This is a genomic window from Natribaculum luteum (assembly GCF_023008545.1).
Classification (GTDB): Archaea; Halobacteriota; Halobacteria; order Halobacteriales; family Natrialbaceae; genus Natribaculum; species Natribaculum luteum.
Genome location: NZ_CP095398.1, coordinates 577,649 through 592,793, shown reverse-complemented (window position 1 = coordinate 592,793; position 15,145 = coordinate 577,649). Strand labels below are relative to the sequence as shown.

The following is a 15,145-nucleotide window of genomic DNA, read 5'->3' as shown; positions in this document are numbered from 1 at the left end:
TTGCGATACGAAAGGCGATACGAAAGGCGAATTCAGTTATCGAACGCGCCGGCCTCGACGGTGATGTCGGCGTGTAGCTCCTCTCGAAGCGCCGCGTGCACGTGACAGATGTCCTCACCGAGGGCGGCGAGTTCGTCCGGGTCGTCGACGTCGGCTTCGACTTTCAGCGTGAACTCGATGTTCTCGAGGTCGTCTTCGTCGTCCAGCGTGGCCGTCGCGTCGATCTCCATCCGACCGAGGTCGTCGTAGCCGGCTTTCTGTGCGCCGACGCGGACGGCAGGGAGGAAACACGACGCGTAGTCGGCGACGAGCACCGCGTTCGGGTTCGGCCCCGTCTCTTCCATCGGATCGATGGCGAGTGCGAAGTCGCCGATGACGCTCTGCGTGTCGAAGCCGTCGTCGCTGGTCGTCGTCAGAGAGATGTCGTCCATGTCTGTATTGTGCAGTGTCCACTATACAGGAAAAGGTCTTGTGAATCGATCGGATATAAATACGGTCTCGAAACGAGGAGATAGCGGCCCTGTATCGGTGTCCGACGGCTGACCCTCAGCGCGTGTGGATCGCTTCGTCGCGAGCGTCGGCGGCGGCTTCCATGATCGCCTCCGACAGCGTCGGATGCGTGTGGACCGTCCCGGCGAGCGTCGAGAGGTCGGCACCGACCTCGAGTGCGAGCGCGACCTCGCCGATCAGTTCGGAGGCGTTCGGGGCGACGATCTGCGCGCCGAGGACGCGTTCTGTCGCCGCGTCGGCGACGACGCGGACGAACCCGTCGGTCGCCTCGACGGTCAGTGCCCGGCCGTTGGCCTGGAGGGGCATCCGACCGACGACCGGATCGTAGCCCGCATCGGCAGCCTCGTCGCGTGCCAGCCCGACCGTCGCGATTTCGGGGTCGGTGAACACTGCAGCGGGCATCGCCTCGTGGTCGAGTGCGGCCGGCTGACCGGCGATCGCGGCCGCGGCGACCTCGCCCTCGTAGCTGGCCTTGTGTGCCAGCATCGGCTCGCCCGCGACGTCGCCGACGGCGAAGACGTGATCGCGGACCGTTCGCCCCTGGGCGTCGGTCGGCACGAACCCGTCTTCGTCGAGTTCGATGCCGAGCGCCTCGAGGTTGGCCGTGTCGGTCGCCGGTTCGCGCCCGGCGACGACCAGCGCGGCGTCGGCGGTAAGTTCCGTAGTCGCGCCGTCTTCGTCCTCGGTCGTGACGAGAACGCCGTCGTCGGTCGGCTCCCAGTCGGCAGCGCGTTCGCCGAACCGGAACTCGACGCCGTACTCGACGGCCTGCTCGCGGACGACGCGCGAGATCTCGTCGTCGTACATCGGCAGGACGTCGTCGAACATCTCGACAGCCGTGACGTCCGTGCCCAGTTTCGCGAAGACCGTCGACAGCTCCATGCCGATGTAGCCCGCGCCGACGACGACCAGGCGGTCGGGGACATCCGAGAGCTCGAGTGCGTCACTCGAGTCGAGAATGTGCTCGCCGTCGGGTTCGAATCCAGGGATCTCGATGGGGCGGCTCCCGGTGGCGACGATCGCGTACTCGAACGAGATGGCAGCGTCCCCATCGTCGGTCGCAACGTGGGCGCGGTGGTCGTCGACGAACGTCGCGTGGCCGTCGACGAGCGTGACGCCGGCGGCACGGCACAGCCCCTCGACGCCGCCGGTCAGTCGATCGACCACGCCGTCTTTCCAGTCGGTCAGCCGGTCGGCGTCGACGTCGATCTCGGCGGTGATACCCAGGTGCTCGGCGCTCGTCGCCTCGTGGGCGACGTCCGCGCCGTGGATGAGTGCCTTCGACGGGATACAGCCGTCGTTGAGGCAGGTACCGCCGTAGGCGTCTTTCTCGACGAGCGTGACCTCGAGTCCGAGCTGGGCGGCGCGAATCGCCGCGACGTAGCCGCCCGGGCCGGCCCCGACGACGAGCACGTCGGTCGACTCGGGGACGCCGTCGACGGTCCCCGCGGGCACGTCCGCCGTATCGGTCGATTCCGTGTCGTCGTCGATCCGGGTGACCGCCGGCGTGGGGCCGTCCGCATCCGACTCGTTCGTGCCAGTCGACTCATCGGCGTCGGGGTCGTCGTCCGCCTCGAGTCGCGTCACTGCCGGCGTGAGGTCGTCGTCGGTATCGGCGTCAGCGGTAGCGCCGTCCGATTCCGCCGTATCGGTCTCGAATCGCAAGACGACGTCACCGACCGAGACGGTGTCACCGACGGCGGCGACGACGTCGGTGACGGTGCCGTCGACCGGTGCCGACAGCTCGACGACGGACTTGTCGGTCTCTACTTCGGCGACGAGGTCACCCTCGACCACGTCGTCGCCCGGTTCGACGTGACAGGCCACCAGTGTCCCGTCGGTCGCGCCGTTTCCAAGCTCCGGCAACTCGAACTCGTAGGTCATCGACGTGAGTTCATCGGCCGTGTTTAATATTGCCTTTGGTATGCAAGACTAATGGGGCGTGATACCGTGTGGAACTGCGACACGCCACTCGCCAGTTGACGCCAAATTTTCGGCTGGCTGCAGTCGATACGTTCAAGTCTAACGGCGCACAGTTATTACAATATTAGACAATACTATGGCTGACGTCGAGCGGACGACGGCGGAGACGCGATCACGAATCTCGAGTACTATCGAGTTCTTCGGACCGCAGTGGTTTGGATCGACGATGGGGACCGGCGTCCTCGGCGTCGCGCTGGCGCTGGTCGCAGCACGGGTTCACCTCGAGTCCGTCGCGACGCTCGCCACGGCGTTCGTCGGCCTGACGCTGGTCGCGACGGTCGCGTACGCGATTCCGTGGTTCCTGCGGATCGTCTACTATCCCGGCCGGGTGTGGGCCGACCTGACCCACCCCGTCCGGAGTCAGTTCTTCCCGACGATGCCGATCACGCTGCTCGTCCTGGGCGTCGGGATCGCCCAGACGACAGGCGACGTGTTGCCCGACGCGACCCTGCGGCCGCTGCTTACCGCCCTGTTCGTCGCCGGAAGCGTCGGCATCTTCGGGTTCGGGTTGTTGCTCGTCACGCTCATGTTCACCAACGATCGGATCGGCCCCGACGACGGCGTCTTCGCGTGGTACATCCCGCCGGTGTCACACCTCGTGATCCCGCTGCTCGGCTTCCTGCTCGTCAGCGAGTACTACGCCGGCACCCTCGCCGGTCAGGCGATCTTCACCGCGTCGGTGGTCGCCCTCGGCGTCGGGACCTTCATGTTCCTGTTTTTCGGCTCGATCGTCCTCTATCGATACGCCTACGAGTCACTCCCCCACGAGAAACTCGCGCCGACGTTCGCCATCGGTCTCGCGCCGACGGCCGTCCTCGCGATCGACGTCGCACGGCTCTCTCACGCGTTACAGGCTGGCGTCGGCATGGACGTCGCCGCCGCGCCACTGGAACCACTCCTGAAGCTTCTGGGGCTGTTGCTGTGGGGCTTTTCGGCCTGGTGGTTCCTCCTGACGGGCGCGCTCGTCGCCTACTACGCCACCCGTCGAACGCACCCCTTCTTTTTCACGTGGTGGGCCTACACCTTCCCGGTCGGTGCGTTCGCCGTCTCGACCGACGTGCTCGCAGGCCTCCTCGAGGTCGACGTCTTCGGCTACGTTCTGGTCGGGGTGACCGCGCTGTTGCTGGTCGTCTGGACGGTCACGGCAGGACGGACCGTCCGACTCGTCGCCCGTGGACGAGCGTTTACGGCCGATTGATTCCTCTCTTTTGGCCCTGTCGAAATCCCATTCGGTCGTCTCTGTCATCATCGAAGCAACCGTGGAGTGGGCGTATCGACAGCGCTACTCATCTCATCACGTCCCTTTTTGGACCACCGTGGGTAAGATGCATACGGCGGCAATGGAACACAGCAACGTCGAGAACGTCGGAGCGATCTCTTTCGATCTCGATGATACCTTGATTCGGTACGAACGATCTCCCGGAGAACTGCTCCGGGTGTGCTTTTCCCATCTCGATCTCGAACCGATCTTTTCTGTCGAGGAGTACTATGGCCGATACGACGAGTTCGCAGAAACGTGCGATTCGATGGCCGAACTCCGTTCTGAATGCTTTGCAACGCTTGCTGCAGAGAACGGATACGAGAGGCAACTTGGCAAAGATGTCGCAGCGGTGTTCGACGATGAACGCGACCAATCGAACGTAACACTCCTCCCATCTGCCGCTCGCCTCCTGGACGAACTCGCTCGAGAATACCGACTAGCCATTGGTCTTTAGCTAAGCCTCAGCAGCCGGTTGGATGGTAGTAGCGAGCTGTTCTTGCAGGATTGGTCGTTGCCTGTGGATCTTCTGAGCGTCTTCGATCAGTCGTTGTAGCAGTGGCGGCGGTGAGTAGGCGAGATACTCTCTCAGTTCGCGGAGGATGAGCTGGGCGTGCGACCGAAAGGTCGCCGCCCAGCGTTCCGGCGGAAACACGATCCCATCATCAGCGTGCTCTATGACCAGACCGAGTAAATCACGACTCACGACCAAGGATAACAACGCTGCGTACAGCAGAATCTCTACGATGTGCTTCTTCGTCGTGTCGAACTCGTCCAGTTCGTACTGCGTCTTCAGTTCACGGAACAACAGCTCTACTTCCCATCTACATCGGTAGATCGTCGCTAGATCGGCCGGGAGAAACTCTTCCCGAGAAAGGTTCGTGATGTACAGATGGTAGTCGTCGGCGTCCTCGTTGCGGACGCCGACGACGCGGAACCGTTTCGTATCACGTGACTGCGTGCCCGCGTACTCTCGTCGGTCAAACTCGACCTCGACTTCCACGTCGATGTACTTCCGGGAGAGATCATCCACGATGTCGAAGATCTTCTCGCCTTCTAAGGGAATGGCGCGGCCGCGCCATTCCCGTAATTCCTCCGTTACAACCGGGTTCGCGCTCTTTTTCAGTCGGCTCACGAAGTAGCCGTCGTTCTCGTCGATCAACGCGAACCGCCGGTACTTGAAATAGGCGAGGTCGAAGATCGCTAGCCGTCCTTCCAGCCACGATCCTGTGTTAAACAACGTGCTGTCGTGCGTTTTCTCGTCTGTGACGTTGAAATGTTCGACTGTCTGGTCAGTGACGTTGTGGAGCAGGTGGAGCTTCGCTCCAGCCTGCTCCTCGTGACGTGCTTTGTACGCTTCAGAGAGCAACTCGTGCAACCGCAGGACGGTTCCATCAGCGATCATCACGTCTCGAAACCGGTCGAACTCATCAGAGACGGTGTGAGGGACAGCGACCTCGTCGAACCCGTATTCGACGAGGTCGCGGAGGTACTCTGCGAGCGTCGGAGTCAACCGCTGGTAGAAGCCGCCCGGAGAAAGTGACTCGTCAGCGGTAGAGTTGTAGGTACGTCTGAAGGCCGCAAGCGTTCGGCTTTCGCCTGCGGCGAAGCCGAACGCAAACGACCAGACAAGTGGCGGGAGCTGAAGCTTCCCCTCGCGCTCGACCACGCCGACGGCATCGGCGTGGTCTTCGAGCGCTTCAGAGGGAAGGAGGTTAGTGAGACGGCGTTCAATGTGACGTGAGGAGGTTTCGGTGTGCACAGCTGTCACCTCCTCATTCCTTCCGAAAAGCAACTCCGATAAGCCGCCGCTGTCATGCGGTTCTTGGCTTAGCTAAAGACGGATGGGGGTAGATATCGGGGAAGCCTCTTTGTTAACTGTGTGTCACCGTGACGAGCGTGGCTCCCCGGCTACACCCAACCTCTGGAACGACGAAGGCAAGACGGTTCGACAACTCCGTGAGATGTACTTCACGGCAACTCGACGCCTTCAGCAGCGTGGAAGCAAACGAATCGCTGACTCCTACGGCGACGAACTGTGGCGACACATCGACCACATTCTCCACACGGTCACGTCGGAGGTCGTCGCCTACGCCGACCAATTCGAGACCCCCGTACTGGTTCTGGAAGACTTGACGCACATCCGTGAGAACATGGACTACGACGCGTTCATGAACCGGCGGCTTCATGGATGGTGGTTTGCGAAGATGCACGCCCAGATTCGGTACAAGGCAGCGGAAAAAGGGATTCGAGTGGAGACGGTAAATCCCGCGTACACCTCGAAGACGTGCCACTGTTGTGGAGAACAGGGCTACCGTCCGAAGCAGGCGACGTTCAAGTGTTCCAATTCGGAGTGTTGGGTTTCAGAGTACCAAGCAGACGTTAACGCCGCGCTCAATATTGCAGACCGCTGCCTCAGCGGAGAGAGCCATTCAAGAGAACACACGAGTGGCGATGACTCGGCTGAGGATGGGGGACGTTTGACCGTCCCACAAGACAGCCAAGCCGATGCTGAAACTCAGCAGTTAACGCTTGGAACGTATGCGTCTTGAAACCTTAGGGCCGCGCTCGGCCTGAAATCCCATGGTGGGATTCCCGCGACGTTAGGCGCGGGAGGAGGTCAAACTCTAGGAGTGCGACTGTCGTCTCTGTGTAGAGACACGCCTCCAAACCATCCATTAGGGAGTGAATCCCAATCCACGGAGCGGTAGCGTATGCAGTCGGTCATAGCTTCTATCGAGGTGCACATTTCCAGGCGGAAAAGCAGTAACCTCGTGTGTGAACCGCCCCGGGCCGAGTCCCGTGGCATTCGCCTCGACACCTGTGGACACTACAGCGTCTCATTTCCGTGGCAAACGTTTATGGTTTCCAGTTTCGTAACTCTATACAAGATGAGTTACGATACAGAACACGTGCGAAACGCGGGTGAGACTCCGGGGATGATCACCGGAATCCCCACGTTCGCAGAATTACTCGAGAACGCGTCCCTCGCTAGCCTCTATACATCGATTAGACGCACAGCGACTGCCACGGGCCCCGAACTCGTTGAATCAACGACCGTCTCGAAGAAGACGGTGTACGACTATCTCCATAAGCTGGAGCAGGCGGGCCTGATTAGCAAGGTCGGTGACGATGGCGGGACCGCCGTGTACACCGCTGAAGAGTTCGAGCTGACACTGACGGTCCGCGAGACGGAAGTCTCGATCACACCCGAACTTATCGAAGTGATCGCACAGAAGAACGAGTACCCAGTGATCAAGCGGGTTTTCGAAGACCACGGTATCGTCACGTTCGCACTCGCATACGATCTCGTGAAGGCACACAGTGAGGGGGATGTCACAATCCGGCAGATCGCGACCCTCACAGACCTTTCGCCTGGAACTACGTATGATCTCGTCGAAGCGCTCTATTCGATTCTCGATCTCGGTGACGACGAGTCGGCCCCGACGACGTACGCACCGGATGATTTCGATGAGGACGAAGGCGATCTCCTCGGAGAATTTGCTGACGAGTAGCCTGAGTACCGAGGATGTACACTGCGAACATTGCGGACACGGTGATGTTTCGGAATGTAGGGAAGCATCCCAGTCCGCGTTTACAGTCGCTCAAGAGTGCCGTCGAGGAATCCGGAACAGAGATTTGGGTGCCAGCAGCGGTCTACCACGAACTGGCGGATACTGGGAGTGCCGATTCACCGACGAATCCATACCTCGATAGGGCTATCGAAGAGGGGTGGCTTCGGGTGGCCACACCGCTGCCAGGTGATCGCACAAAAGGGTTTGATAATAGTGCTGGGCCAGTTGAGAAAGCGCGCTTCGTTGCAGATGCGTTTCTCAACCAGCAAAGCAAGTATCCAGAGACGAACAACTGGCGGGATGCGTCGTTGGTCGCGTTGGCGGTTCGATTGTTCGACGCGAATGCCCGCATTCGTGTAATTACCCACACAGCGGACGAGAATCTGGCAACGGCGTGCGCTCGTCTCCCTCCCGAATTCGGGTACTACGATATCAAGTCTCGATACTACAACCCGCCCCAGACAGCGAAGGCTGAGTTTCCAACCGTTGACCAGCTTACGTGGAATGAGTGAACTGCTTCGGGGACACGCCCCGAGGCACTCGCCTTGATTATCGGCAGAGAGCGTTGCGGCGGTTGGACGAGTGTAGCTAGAAATGCAACCCACTAACCTAGAAACCCCTCACGGGTCTTGGCAAGAGTATGGGCTGCATTTTCAGCATCTCTCGAGGCGGAGCCCCCGGCCGCAACGAGCGAGGGTAGCAGCCCGAGTGAAGTAGAGCGGGGTCGGTTACACACCGAGTTTCCGGTTGACGACGGTGGTTATCTGACTGCCCTCTTTCGACACGATCTGAGCGGTCAGCTCAACTACACAGACCGGAACCATATCGAAAAATGGTTCCAGACTGTGTCGATGCGAATCGACTGCTTTCATTCGTTTTGGCGGGGCAGTCCAGCCAGCGCACATCGCTGGCTCAGACGGTTTAGACACCACTACAACCACGATCAACCGAGTCAAGCACTCGATGGCCGAACACCAGCTCAGGAGGTGCTGAACTAGACAGTGCCCGGCAAGGAGGATGTCACTCACAGTTGACGATGTCGTTACTGCGCTGAGTAGATGACAGGCCCTAACTGAGAGTTATACGAAAATTGACTATCGTGGGTTGTCGTACGCGCTGTCACCAGGTTGTCCTCGAGTCGGCGACGAACCGATCGTTCGTTCGTACTGCACGTCTTTTCGCGATGTCCCTGCGCTCTCGTTTCTCGTTTCGGGATCGGCATCGAACACGAGGTCATCGTTCTGGATCGCCGACCGGACGTCGCTGCGATGTCCGCCGGTCGACCGCCTGCTCTGTTCTCGATTCGGTCTGGCTCTCATAATGGTGGCTGTGACTGGTTGCCGACGCAACCGCAAGCTGGTTCGCGGTTGCAGCGGTAACGACTCACAGCCATCGTTATCAGAGATCCTCGAGCCACCCGAAGGAGGCGTCTTCGTCGTCGATCGATCCGACGTACGGTTTCACGTCGACGACAGGCGTCCCGTCGACGAGGTCGAGTCCCCTGACGTGAAGCGTCGTCCCGTCGCGCTCGAGCAACTCGACGGTCGTCTGGGCGAGCGGGTTGGGTCGGTGGGGACTCCGCGTCGCGAAGACGCCGACCTCGAGGTCGTCGGCGTGTGGCGGCCGAGCGGTGAGTCGGTACTCGTCGATCTCGTCCAGGTGGGCGAAGACGACGACGTGTGAGAACTCCTCGAGTCCGTCGAGACCGGCCTCGTACTCGTCCTCGAGGACGATCTTGCCGGTCGTCTCGTCGACATCGTCGTGGACGACGTCGGCGGGGGAGTCGTAGGGTGAGCGAATGCGTCCGATCGGTGTGTACGTGATGGTCATTGGATTGGTGTGTTGTGGTCGAGTCAGTGTGTGAGCGATTCAGTGGCCACTCCGGCCCTCGAGACCGAAAGCACTGCGACGGCCGCGACGAGCGGGAACACCGCGAGCACGCCAAAGAGCAGCGAGTAGGAACTGCTCGAGAGAATCCAGCCGGCGAGCGAGGCCCCGAGTGCGCCGATGCCGAAGTTGACGGTGAAGACGAGTCCGAAGCCGATCCCCTGGCCCGCGTCGGGCGTGTGTTTCGCGACGAGCGACGACTGGAGCGGAGCGAGGGTGAACAGGAGGGCACCGAAGACGAGTCCGACCCCGATGACGGCGGTGCCAGAGAGCCCGCCGAGCGCGAGCAGGGCGAGGCTCGTCGCCGCGAAGACGCCCAGCAGGACGCGCTCGATCTCGAACCGTTCGCCGAGGAGTCCGCCGACGATCTGGCCGACCGACCCGGTCAGCAGGATCAGCGAGTAGAGCCACTGGCCCGCGCCAACAGAGGCACCTGCGAGATCGAGGCTCGGAAGCGACGACAGCGTGTCGATAAACTGCGGGAGGAACGTCAGCGTGCCGCGGTAGTAGATGCCCGCGAACACGTAGACGGCGACGATACCGACGAAAACGGGAGTGACGAGCGCACGAAGCTGCCCGAAGACGTCGCCCAGCGACTGTTCGGACGCGCCGTGATCGTTCGAGTCCGAGGGCCCGCGGAGCGCGAAGAGCACGCCGAATCCAAGCAGCGGAACCGAGAGGAGTGCGAGCACGGTTCGCCAGTCGCTGACCGCCAGCCCGGCCGTGATGAGCAGCGGTCCGATGCCGATCCCGAGGTTCGCGCCGATCCCGTGGTAGGCAAAGCCCTTGCTCGGTGCCTCCGCCTCGCGACTGATGAACGCGAGCGCCGGCGGGTGGTAGAGCCCGGCACCGGCACCCGCGAGCGCGACGACGACCGCAAGCGCCGCAAACGAGTTCACGAATGGAACGGCCAGAAACACCGCACCGGTCAACAGCAAGAACCCGGTGATGATCGTGTCCGCACCGAACCGGTCGCTCAGAATGCCGGATGGTAGCGCCATAACCCCGTACAGGCCGGTCATCAGCGTCACGAGCAGCCCGAGCTCGTACGTCGTCACCTGGAACTCCTCGATCCAGATGGGAACGAAAAGCGGAATCGAGAGGATGACGAGGTGATCGAGTGCGTGTGCACCCGTCGTATACCCGATAAGTTGCTGGTCTGCTGCCGGTACTCCTCGAGCGTCGAATGTATCGCGTATCGTGCGTCTGAGTCGCATTAGTATTGTTCTACTCACTCAATTATTATTTGCAGCCGATTTGTTAATAGGGCCTTCGATACCAGAGATAGATGCCGTCCTCGAGACAATTGTCGACGTCGAAACGAACGTATCGGCCACAATTATATTGCGTGCTAATCCCATAGACGAGCACGTTCGATCGAACGCGATGCGAGCAGACCACGACGGGGAAGTCGACGCCGGCGTCTCGAGAACGCGCCAGACGATTCTTCGAGCCACCGATCTTTGGATTCGAGACGAGAGTTGGAACCGCGGATCCACCGTCGATACATCACGTGGATAGAACGATTTGAGAGCGATAAAGTCGATCGTATTACCTTACGAATGATATGTTTTGAAGTGTTCCGATCGGCACGTGCTTCGGAGCGAAATCCGAGCGCGTGTCAACGGAGCACAGTCCGGAGGCGTTGTGCAAACCGAGGAGAAACGCAGCAGCGTCGAAATCGTCTCTCTCGAGTTATTCACGACAAGTCGTTCTCGAAAAGCCGCTGTGACCGTCGAACAGTGCCTGAGAGAGGAGTTTCCTCTGAACTGGCAATACTAAACGGCCAACATCGATGATCGCCGATCCAGCTCACCGTTTTATCACCTACACGCGGTTCCGATTTACGTCAGTGGCGGGCTGGAGATCGTGCTCGCGTGTCCAATCGTGGACCACTTTTCGACGCCGGCCAATACCGAATTCTCGGAATTACATAATATATTTAAAATTGGTAGATTGGAGAATTCACTCGTTTATTTGTATTTTAAGAATCGGTCAATTTACTGTTTGTCAGCAATGGCTACTGGTAGAATAGCGAGTGATCGGGGTCGTTCGGAAGAGATTCGCTCTTCCGTGACTGAGCGAATCAGCGACTCGCGATGTCGTCGGCGCGAAGTGCCGACTGCTCGAGGGATCGAAGTTCTCTCGCCGTCCGCGAGACCATCGCTTTCGCTCGATGACGAGGCGTTTCACGTCTCGAACCACGTGACTCTGGGGCGGTCGACGTCGCGTTCCCTATCGATTCGACCCCAGTCCATGGTTGTCTCTGTCTTGCACGGCCGCCGAACCCGTAATAGATGACATCGGTAATAGAGACAGAAGGTGTCCTATGAAGAGCACGTCTCCGAATTCATCACAACCCGAGGGAACGACAGAGACGACTTGTTTCGCGAGTACCGAGCTGTCTCAGACCGTATCCGACGTACGACGAGTCGGCGTTTTGAGTCCCCAATCAGACGATCGAAGAGTAACCACTATGATTGCGAGGCGACCCGAGATAGAGCTATGGCCGGCACGTACCGAGCTCCGACTACAATGTCTGTAACGAGACGAGCAGTACTCGAACAACTTGCTTTAGCGAGCGATGCCGACACGCGACAGACGACGACAGTCGATGCGCTCGCAGCAGAACTCGAGGTCGACGAACGTACGATTGTGGCTCACCTCGACGGGTTAGCAGACTGTGAACTGGCTCGAATACGACCAGATGGACGAGTCCGCGTGACGACCACCGGTGAAGAGTTTGTCCAACTCCAAACCGACGGGCCGGTAATCGTCGTTCCGTCTACAATGGACCCAGATGAATGAAACGAATCAATATTTACTGAGGGGCCGCCTAGCTATTCACCTGCATGGAGGCGTTGGAAGCTAATGTCTGAAAGCGATACGAGCCAATCAAAAGAATCCCAAGAGGTCCAGTACGATCCATCGTCCAGTCAGTACGATCTCTTCGAGTGTCCTGACTGTGACAACGTCGTCCTCGTGCTCGGTCGTGACGATCCCCCGATGTCCTGTCACGACGAACCGATGGAGCGCGTGACCGACATCGAAATGAGCGTCAGGCCTCCCGACGTCAGACAGGTACTTCTCCAGGCCTTCGGACTACCAAAAGCCGGGCTGGACATCTGTCTGTGCGTCATCGGTGAGGGTCCACTTTCCGCCAACGAGGTCGCCGAAACGCTCGGATACGACCGCAGTACGGTCACGCGGTATCTGAACAAACTGGTCGACCTCGGTCTCCTTCGTCGATCTGAACTGAACCGAGAGAAAGGAGGTGTCGTCAACGTGTATCACTCGGTCGACCTCGAGCGGATGCGCCGCGAGACGCTGATCGGGTTCTACGTCTGGGCCGGGGAGGCTGCCGCGCTCATCGAAGACGCGAATCTGACCAAACAGGACTATCTCGAAGCGAACACCGATCGAGAGCTACCGGACGTATTCTGGGACTCGTTCCCCGAAACGTGACTGTCTCGGGGACGAGACGGCGAGAAACTCGATGGGTCGCGATCCCAGCGGATCCCACGCGAACCCGACGTGACTGGCACTCTCGCCTGAACTGTAGCGAGGGAAGACGAGTGTGCAACGGTTTCCGGCAGCCGTTCGAAAGAGCCCTACGCGAGTAGTTCGCTCCCGAGCACGATGGCTCCCACGATCACGAAGACGACTCCGAGCGCCGGTTCCATGAGTTCACTCGGGACGTACTTGCCGACCCGTGTGCCAATGGTACCGCCGAACAGGACGCCGGGGATCGACCAGACCACGACGTACCACACTGGAGTGGCGGCGAGCGCGTGGACTGCTGCACCCGCGATCGCAGCGACGGCAAGGACGAACACGCTCGTCGCGATCGCCACGCGAGGCGGGAGCCGGCACCGAATAATCAACTGCGTCGTCGTAATCTCGGGGAGGCCGGCGCTGATGAGTCCGGTGATGAACCCACCGACGGTTGCCAGCCCGAGTCCAGGTGGCCGCCAGCAGGTGTCGTAGGTGAACGTCTCGCCGTCGGCCGCCTCGACGACGGTTTTTCCCCGGCCCGTATTCTTTCGTTCCAGGAGTTCGCCCTCGCCTTCGCCCGGGACACACTTCTCGGGCGGATCGTAGTAGACGAGAAACGTCCCCAGCAGGAGCAACCCGACGCCGAAGGCGATCGTGAGCAGCGTCGTCGGCACAGAGTGGGCCACGAGCGCCCCGACGACGACGGCCGGAACCGCGCCGAGCAATAACCACTTCGCCGTCGCGTAATCGACTGTCCGCTGGCGGACGTAGTTTACCAGTCCGTTTCCCATCCCGAACACCTCGGTCAGGAGTCCCGCGCCGATCGCCTGTGCAGGTGGCAATCCGACGACGAGAATGAAAAACGGGCTGAAAAAGAGCGCACCCGAGACGCCCGACGAGAGTGCGATCGTCGAGAAGAGAATCGACGCCGGGAACACCCACCAGTGAGCGAGGAACTGTTCGACCGGGAACCCCGTCGGGGCTGGAACCGACTGCAGTGCAACGTCGACGCTCGCGGAACTGCTCGAGGCGCCGAGCTCGGTGAGCAGTACCAGTCCCACGACACCGGCGAAACCGCCGACGACGCTCGCTCGGAGTCGCATTACGGATCCAGGCCTCCGTTCGGGGTACTCGTCTCGGCTCTCTCTTCGGAGGGAACGTCGGGGTTCATACTCACCTACTCGAATAGCGCCGAAACGGTCTCTTCGTCGGGTATCCAGCCGACGAACTCACCGCCCTCGAACGGGAGATCGACGGAAGCGATGTAGTTACACAGTCCGACGTAGAAGTCGACGAGGAGTCCGAGTGCGACGATCTCCGCCGGCGTATACGCTCGCATTAGCGCCTCGTGGATCTGGTCGGTCACCGTTCCGGATTCGACGGCTCGAGCATACTGGAGCAAGACGAACTCGGCGTCGTCGAACACCGAGAGATCGTTCCCCCCGATGGCTCGCATCTCCTCGAGCGTGACGCCCTCGTTGCGGGCGATGTCGACGTGCTGGTGCCACTCGTAGCGAGCGCCGCGGGCTCTCGCGACGGTGAGGATGACGAGCTCCTTGCGTCGGTCTCCGAGCTGGTCGTACAGCGTGTTCAGATACTCGAGGGTAGCCTCGAGGACGTCGGGATTGTGCGCCCAGACGCGAAAGATGTGGCGGTCGCCGAGGTAGTCGTCGCTGAACAGGTGGTGATACTCCTCCGGAACGTCGTCTGTGTCGAGTAGTGAAAGTCGTGACATTGTTCTGGATCGTCAGTTGCGAGTTCGTAGCTCGCTCCGAAACGCGGTGCAGTCGGCCGTCGATACGTCTACTGCCGGACAGAACGGTTCATCTCTCGATCGCATCCGAGACGCGGTCGCCAGCGGCGACAGCCGTCGAGACGCGATCGAGGATTCACTGGCCGTTGTCCGGTAGTATTATCCGAAGAGTCCAGCCCCGAGGAACGCGCCGAGGACGACTCCGTAGACGACGTGAACGGTCCCGAACGTCATCAGCATGTCGCGATCGGGCTCTATTCCGATGATCGTCCGCATCCAGACCACCATGCCGCCGATCATCAGAACGATACCGTAGGCAAGACCGAGTCCGACGGCACCGACGATCGAGTCGAGGTTGAGGCCGATCAGCGGAACGCCGACTGCGAAGACAGCGCCGGCGACGATACCGTAGATTACGTGTAACGCCATCCCGGGCATCGCGTACTCTTCGGGATCGCCTCCTGCGAACTTCGAAACGAGCCGTGCCGTCGGTGGTGGCCCATCGTCGCCCAGTATCATCATCGCGATGGTCATAACGATCGTTGCAACGACGCCGCCCGCGAGACCGGCACTGATGGATGCCATGAGTTGACTCAGGCGAGATGGCTATTAAACCGCGGCGCGGCCGTTGAACACAGGTACACACCCGCTCGAGGTCGTCTTCGATCTCCGGAGGTAACGACT

Annotated in this window: 13 protein-coding genes and 3 pseudogenes; 7 read left to right on the top strand and 9 right to left on the bottom strand. The window is 60.5% G+C overall.

Annotated elements, in window-relative coordinates; translation table 11 throughout:
* Positions 1-32: 32 nt before the first annotated feature.
* The 3 genes and pseudogenes from MU558_RS21405 to MU558_RS21395 form a co-directional block, all read right to left on the bottom strand.
* A complete protein-coding gene (locus MU558_RS21405) occupies positions 33-431 on the bottom strand; it encodes an OsmC family protein (RefSeq protein WP_246975374.1) in 399 nt (132 codons plus the stop codon).
* 115 nt (positions 432-546) lie between these two features.
* Positions 547-1,965, bottom strand: a complete 1,419-nt coding sequence (gene lpdA, locus MU558_RS21400) for a dihydrolipoyl dehydrogenase (RefSeq protein WP_246976683.1) — start codon at positions 1,963-1,965, stop codon at positions 547-549.
* 216 nt (positions 1,966-2,181) lie between these two features.
* Positions 2,182-2,394 (bottom strand): annotated as a pseudogene (locus MU558_RS21395) (biotin/lipoyl-containing protein); the annotation flags it as partial.
* Positions 2,395-2,569: 175 nt separating this feature from the next.
* Here MU558_RS21395 and MU558_RS21390 point away from each other — a divergent pair.
* Both MU558_RS21390 and MU558_RS21385 read left to right on the top strand, forming a co-directional pair.
* Positions 2,570-3,691 (top strand): TDT family transporter, encoded by a 1,122-nt coding sequence (locus MU558_RS21390; RefSeq protein WP_246975372.1) that lies wholly within the window; start codon positions 2,570-2,572, stop codon positions 3,689-3,691.
* Between the two features lie 142 nt (positions 3,692-3,833).
* On the top strand, positions 3,834-4,208 hold the full coding sequence (locus MU558_RS21385) for an HAD family hydrolase (protein WP_246975370.1): 375 nt from the start codon (positions 3,834-3,836) through the stop codon (positions 4,206-4,208).
* On the opposite strand, the gene MU558_RS21380 is transcribed toward MU558_RS21385, so the two are convergent.
* The gene (locus MU558_RS21380; protein WP_425607621.1) at positions 4,209-5,513 is read right to left on the bottom strand and encodes an IS4 family transposase; all 1,305 of its coding nucleotides are present in this window, start codon (positions 5,511-5,513) and stop codon (positions 4,209-4,211) included. It abuts the gene before it with no gap.
* 82 nt (positions 5,514-5,595) lie between these two features.
* Between MU558_RS21380 and MU558_RS21375 the strand changes: the two are divergent.
* The 4 genes and pseudogenes from MU558_RS21375 to MU558_RS21360 all read left to right on the top strand — a co-directional run.
* Positions 5,596-6,303 (top strand): annotated as a pseudogene (locus MU558_RS21375) (RNA-guided endonuclease TnpB family protein); the annotation flags it as partial.
* A gap of 309 nt (positions 6,304-6,612) precedes the next feature.
* Positions 6,613-7,266, top strand: coding sequence for a hypothetical protein (locus tag MU558_RS21370; RefSeq protein ID WP_246975368.1), 654 nt, complete (start codon positions 6,613-6,615; stop codon positions 7,264-7,266).
* Positions 7,267-7,280: 14 nt separating this feature from the next.
* Complete coding sequence (locus MU558_RS21365; protein ID WP_246975366.1) at positions 7,281-7,838, top strand: PIN domain-containing protein; 558 nt, start codon at positions 7,281-7,283, stop codon at positions 7,836-7,838.
* Positions 7,839-8,066: 228 nt separating this feature from the next.
* Positions 8,067-8,324: pseudogene (locus tag MU558_RS21360) on the top strand (IS6 family transposase); the annotation flags it as partial.
* Positions 8,325-8,724: 400 nt separating this feature from the next.
* Here MU558_RS21360 and tsaA read toward each other — a convergent pair.
* Both tsaA and MU558_RS21350 read right to left on the bottom strand, forming a co-directional pair.
* Positions 8,725-9,156, bottom strand: a complete 432-nt coding sequence (gene tsaA, locus MU558_RS21355; protein ID WP_246975364.1) for a tRNA (N6-threonylcarbamoyladenosine(37)-N6)-methyltransferase TrmO — start codon at positions 9,154-9,156, stop codon at positions 8,725-8,727.
* 23 nt (positions 9,157-9,179) lie between these two features.
* Entirely contained in the window at positions 9,180-10,430 is a 1,251-nt protein-coding gene (locus tag MU558_RS21350) for an MFS transporter (protein WP_246975362.1), read from the bottom strand.
* 1,654 nt (positions 10,431-12,084) lie between these two features.
* Here MU558_RS21350 and MU558_RS21345 point away from each other — a divergent pair.
* Positions 12,085-12,678, top strand: coding sequence for a MarR family transcriptional regulator (locus tag MU558_RS21345; protein WP_246975360.1), 594 nt, complete (start codon positions 12,085-12,087; stop codon positions 12,676-12,678).
* Positions 12,679-12,824: 146 nt separating this feature from the next.
* Here the strand turns inward: MU558_RS21345 and MU558_RS21340 are convergent, their stop codons facing one another.
* The 3 genes from MU558_RS21340 to MU558_RS21330 form a co-directional block, all read right to left on the bottom strand.
* The gene (locus tag MU558_RS21340) at positions 12,825-13,811 is read right to left on the bottom strand and encodes a sulfite exporter TauE/SafE family protein (protein WP_246975358.1); all 987 of its coding nucleotides are present in this window, start codon (positions 13,809-13,811) and stop codon (positions 12,825-12,827) included.
* 74 nt (positions 13,812-13,885) lie between these two features.
* Positions 13,886-14,443 carry a carboxymuconolactone decarboxylase family protein gene (locus MU558_RS21335; protein ID WP_246975356.1) on the bottom strand — a complete coding sequence of 186 codons (558 nt, stop codon included), beginning with the start codon at positions 14,441-14,443 and terminating at the stop codon, positions 13,886-13,888.
* A 177-nt stretch (positions 14,444-14,620) separates the two neighbouring features.
* A complete protein-coding gene (locus MU558_RS21330) occupies positions 14,621-15,046 on the bottom strand; it encodes a hypothetical protein (protein WP_246975354.1) in 426 nt (141 codons plus the stop codon).
* Positions 15,047-15,145: the final 99 nt, after the last annotated feature.

Excerpts from the sequence above, each read along its gene's own strand:
- MU558_RS21365 (WP_246975366.1), top strand. The coding sequence starts at position 7,281 with ATGTACACTGCGAACATTGCGGACACGGTGATGTTTCGGAATGTAGGG.
- MU558_RS21405 (WP_246975374.1), bottom strand. The coding sequence starts at position 431 with ATGGACGACATCTCTCTGACGACGACCAGCGACGACGGCTTCGACACG.
- MU558_RS21340 (WP_246975358.1), bottom strand. The coding sequence starts at position 13,811 with ATGCGACTCCGAGCGAGCGTCGTCGGCGGTTTCGCCGGTGTCGTGGGA.
- MU558_RS21330 (WP_246975354.1), bottom strand. The coding sequence starts at position 15,046 with ATGGCATCCATCAGTGCCGGTCTCGCGGGCGGCGTCGTTGCAACGATC.
- MU558_RS21335 (WP_246975356.1), bottom strand. The coding sequence starts at position 14,443 with ATGTCACGACTTTCACTACTCGACACAGACGACGTTCCGGAGGAGTAT.
- MU558_RS21385 (WP_246975370.1), top strand. The coding sequence starts at position 3,834 with ATGGAACACAGCAACGTCGAGAACGTCGGAGCGATCTCTTTCGATCTC.
- tsaA (WP_246975364.1), bottom strand. The coding sequence starts at position 9,156 with ATGACCATCACGTACACACCGATCGGACGCATTCGCTCACCCTACGAC.
- MU558_RS21350 (WP_246975362.1), bottom strand. The coding sequence starts at position 10,430 with ATGCGACTCAGACGCACGATACGCGATACATTCGACGCTCGAGGAGTA.
- MU558_RS21370 (WP_246975368.1), top strand. The coding sequence starts at position 6,613 with ATGGTTTCCAGTTTCGTAACTCTATACAAGATGAGTTACGATACAGAA.
- MU558_RS21390 (WP_246975372.1), top strand. The coding sequence starts at position 2,570 with ATGGCTGACGTCGAGCGGACGACGGCGGAGACGCGATCACGAATCTCG.
- MU558_RS21345 (WP_246975360.1), top strand. The coding sequence starts at position 12,085 with ATGTCTGAAAGCGATACGAGCCAATCAAAAGAATCCCAAGAGGTCCAG.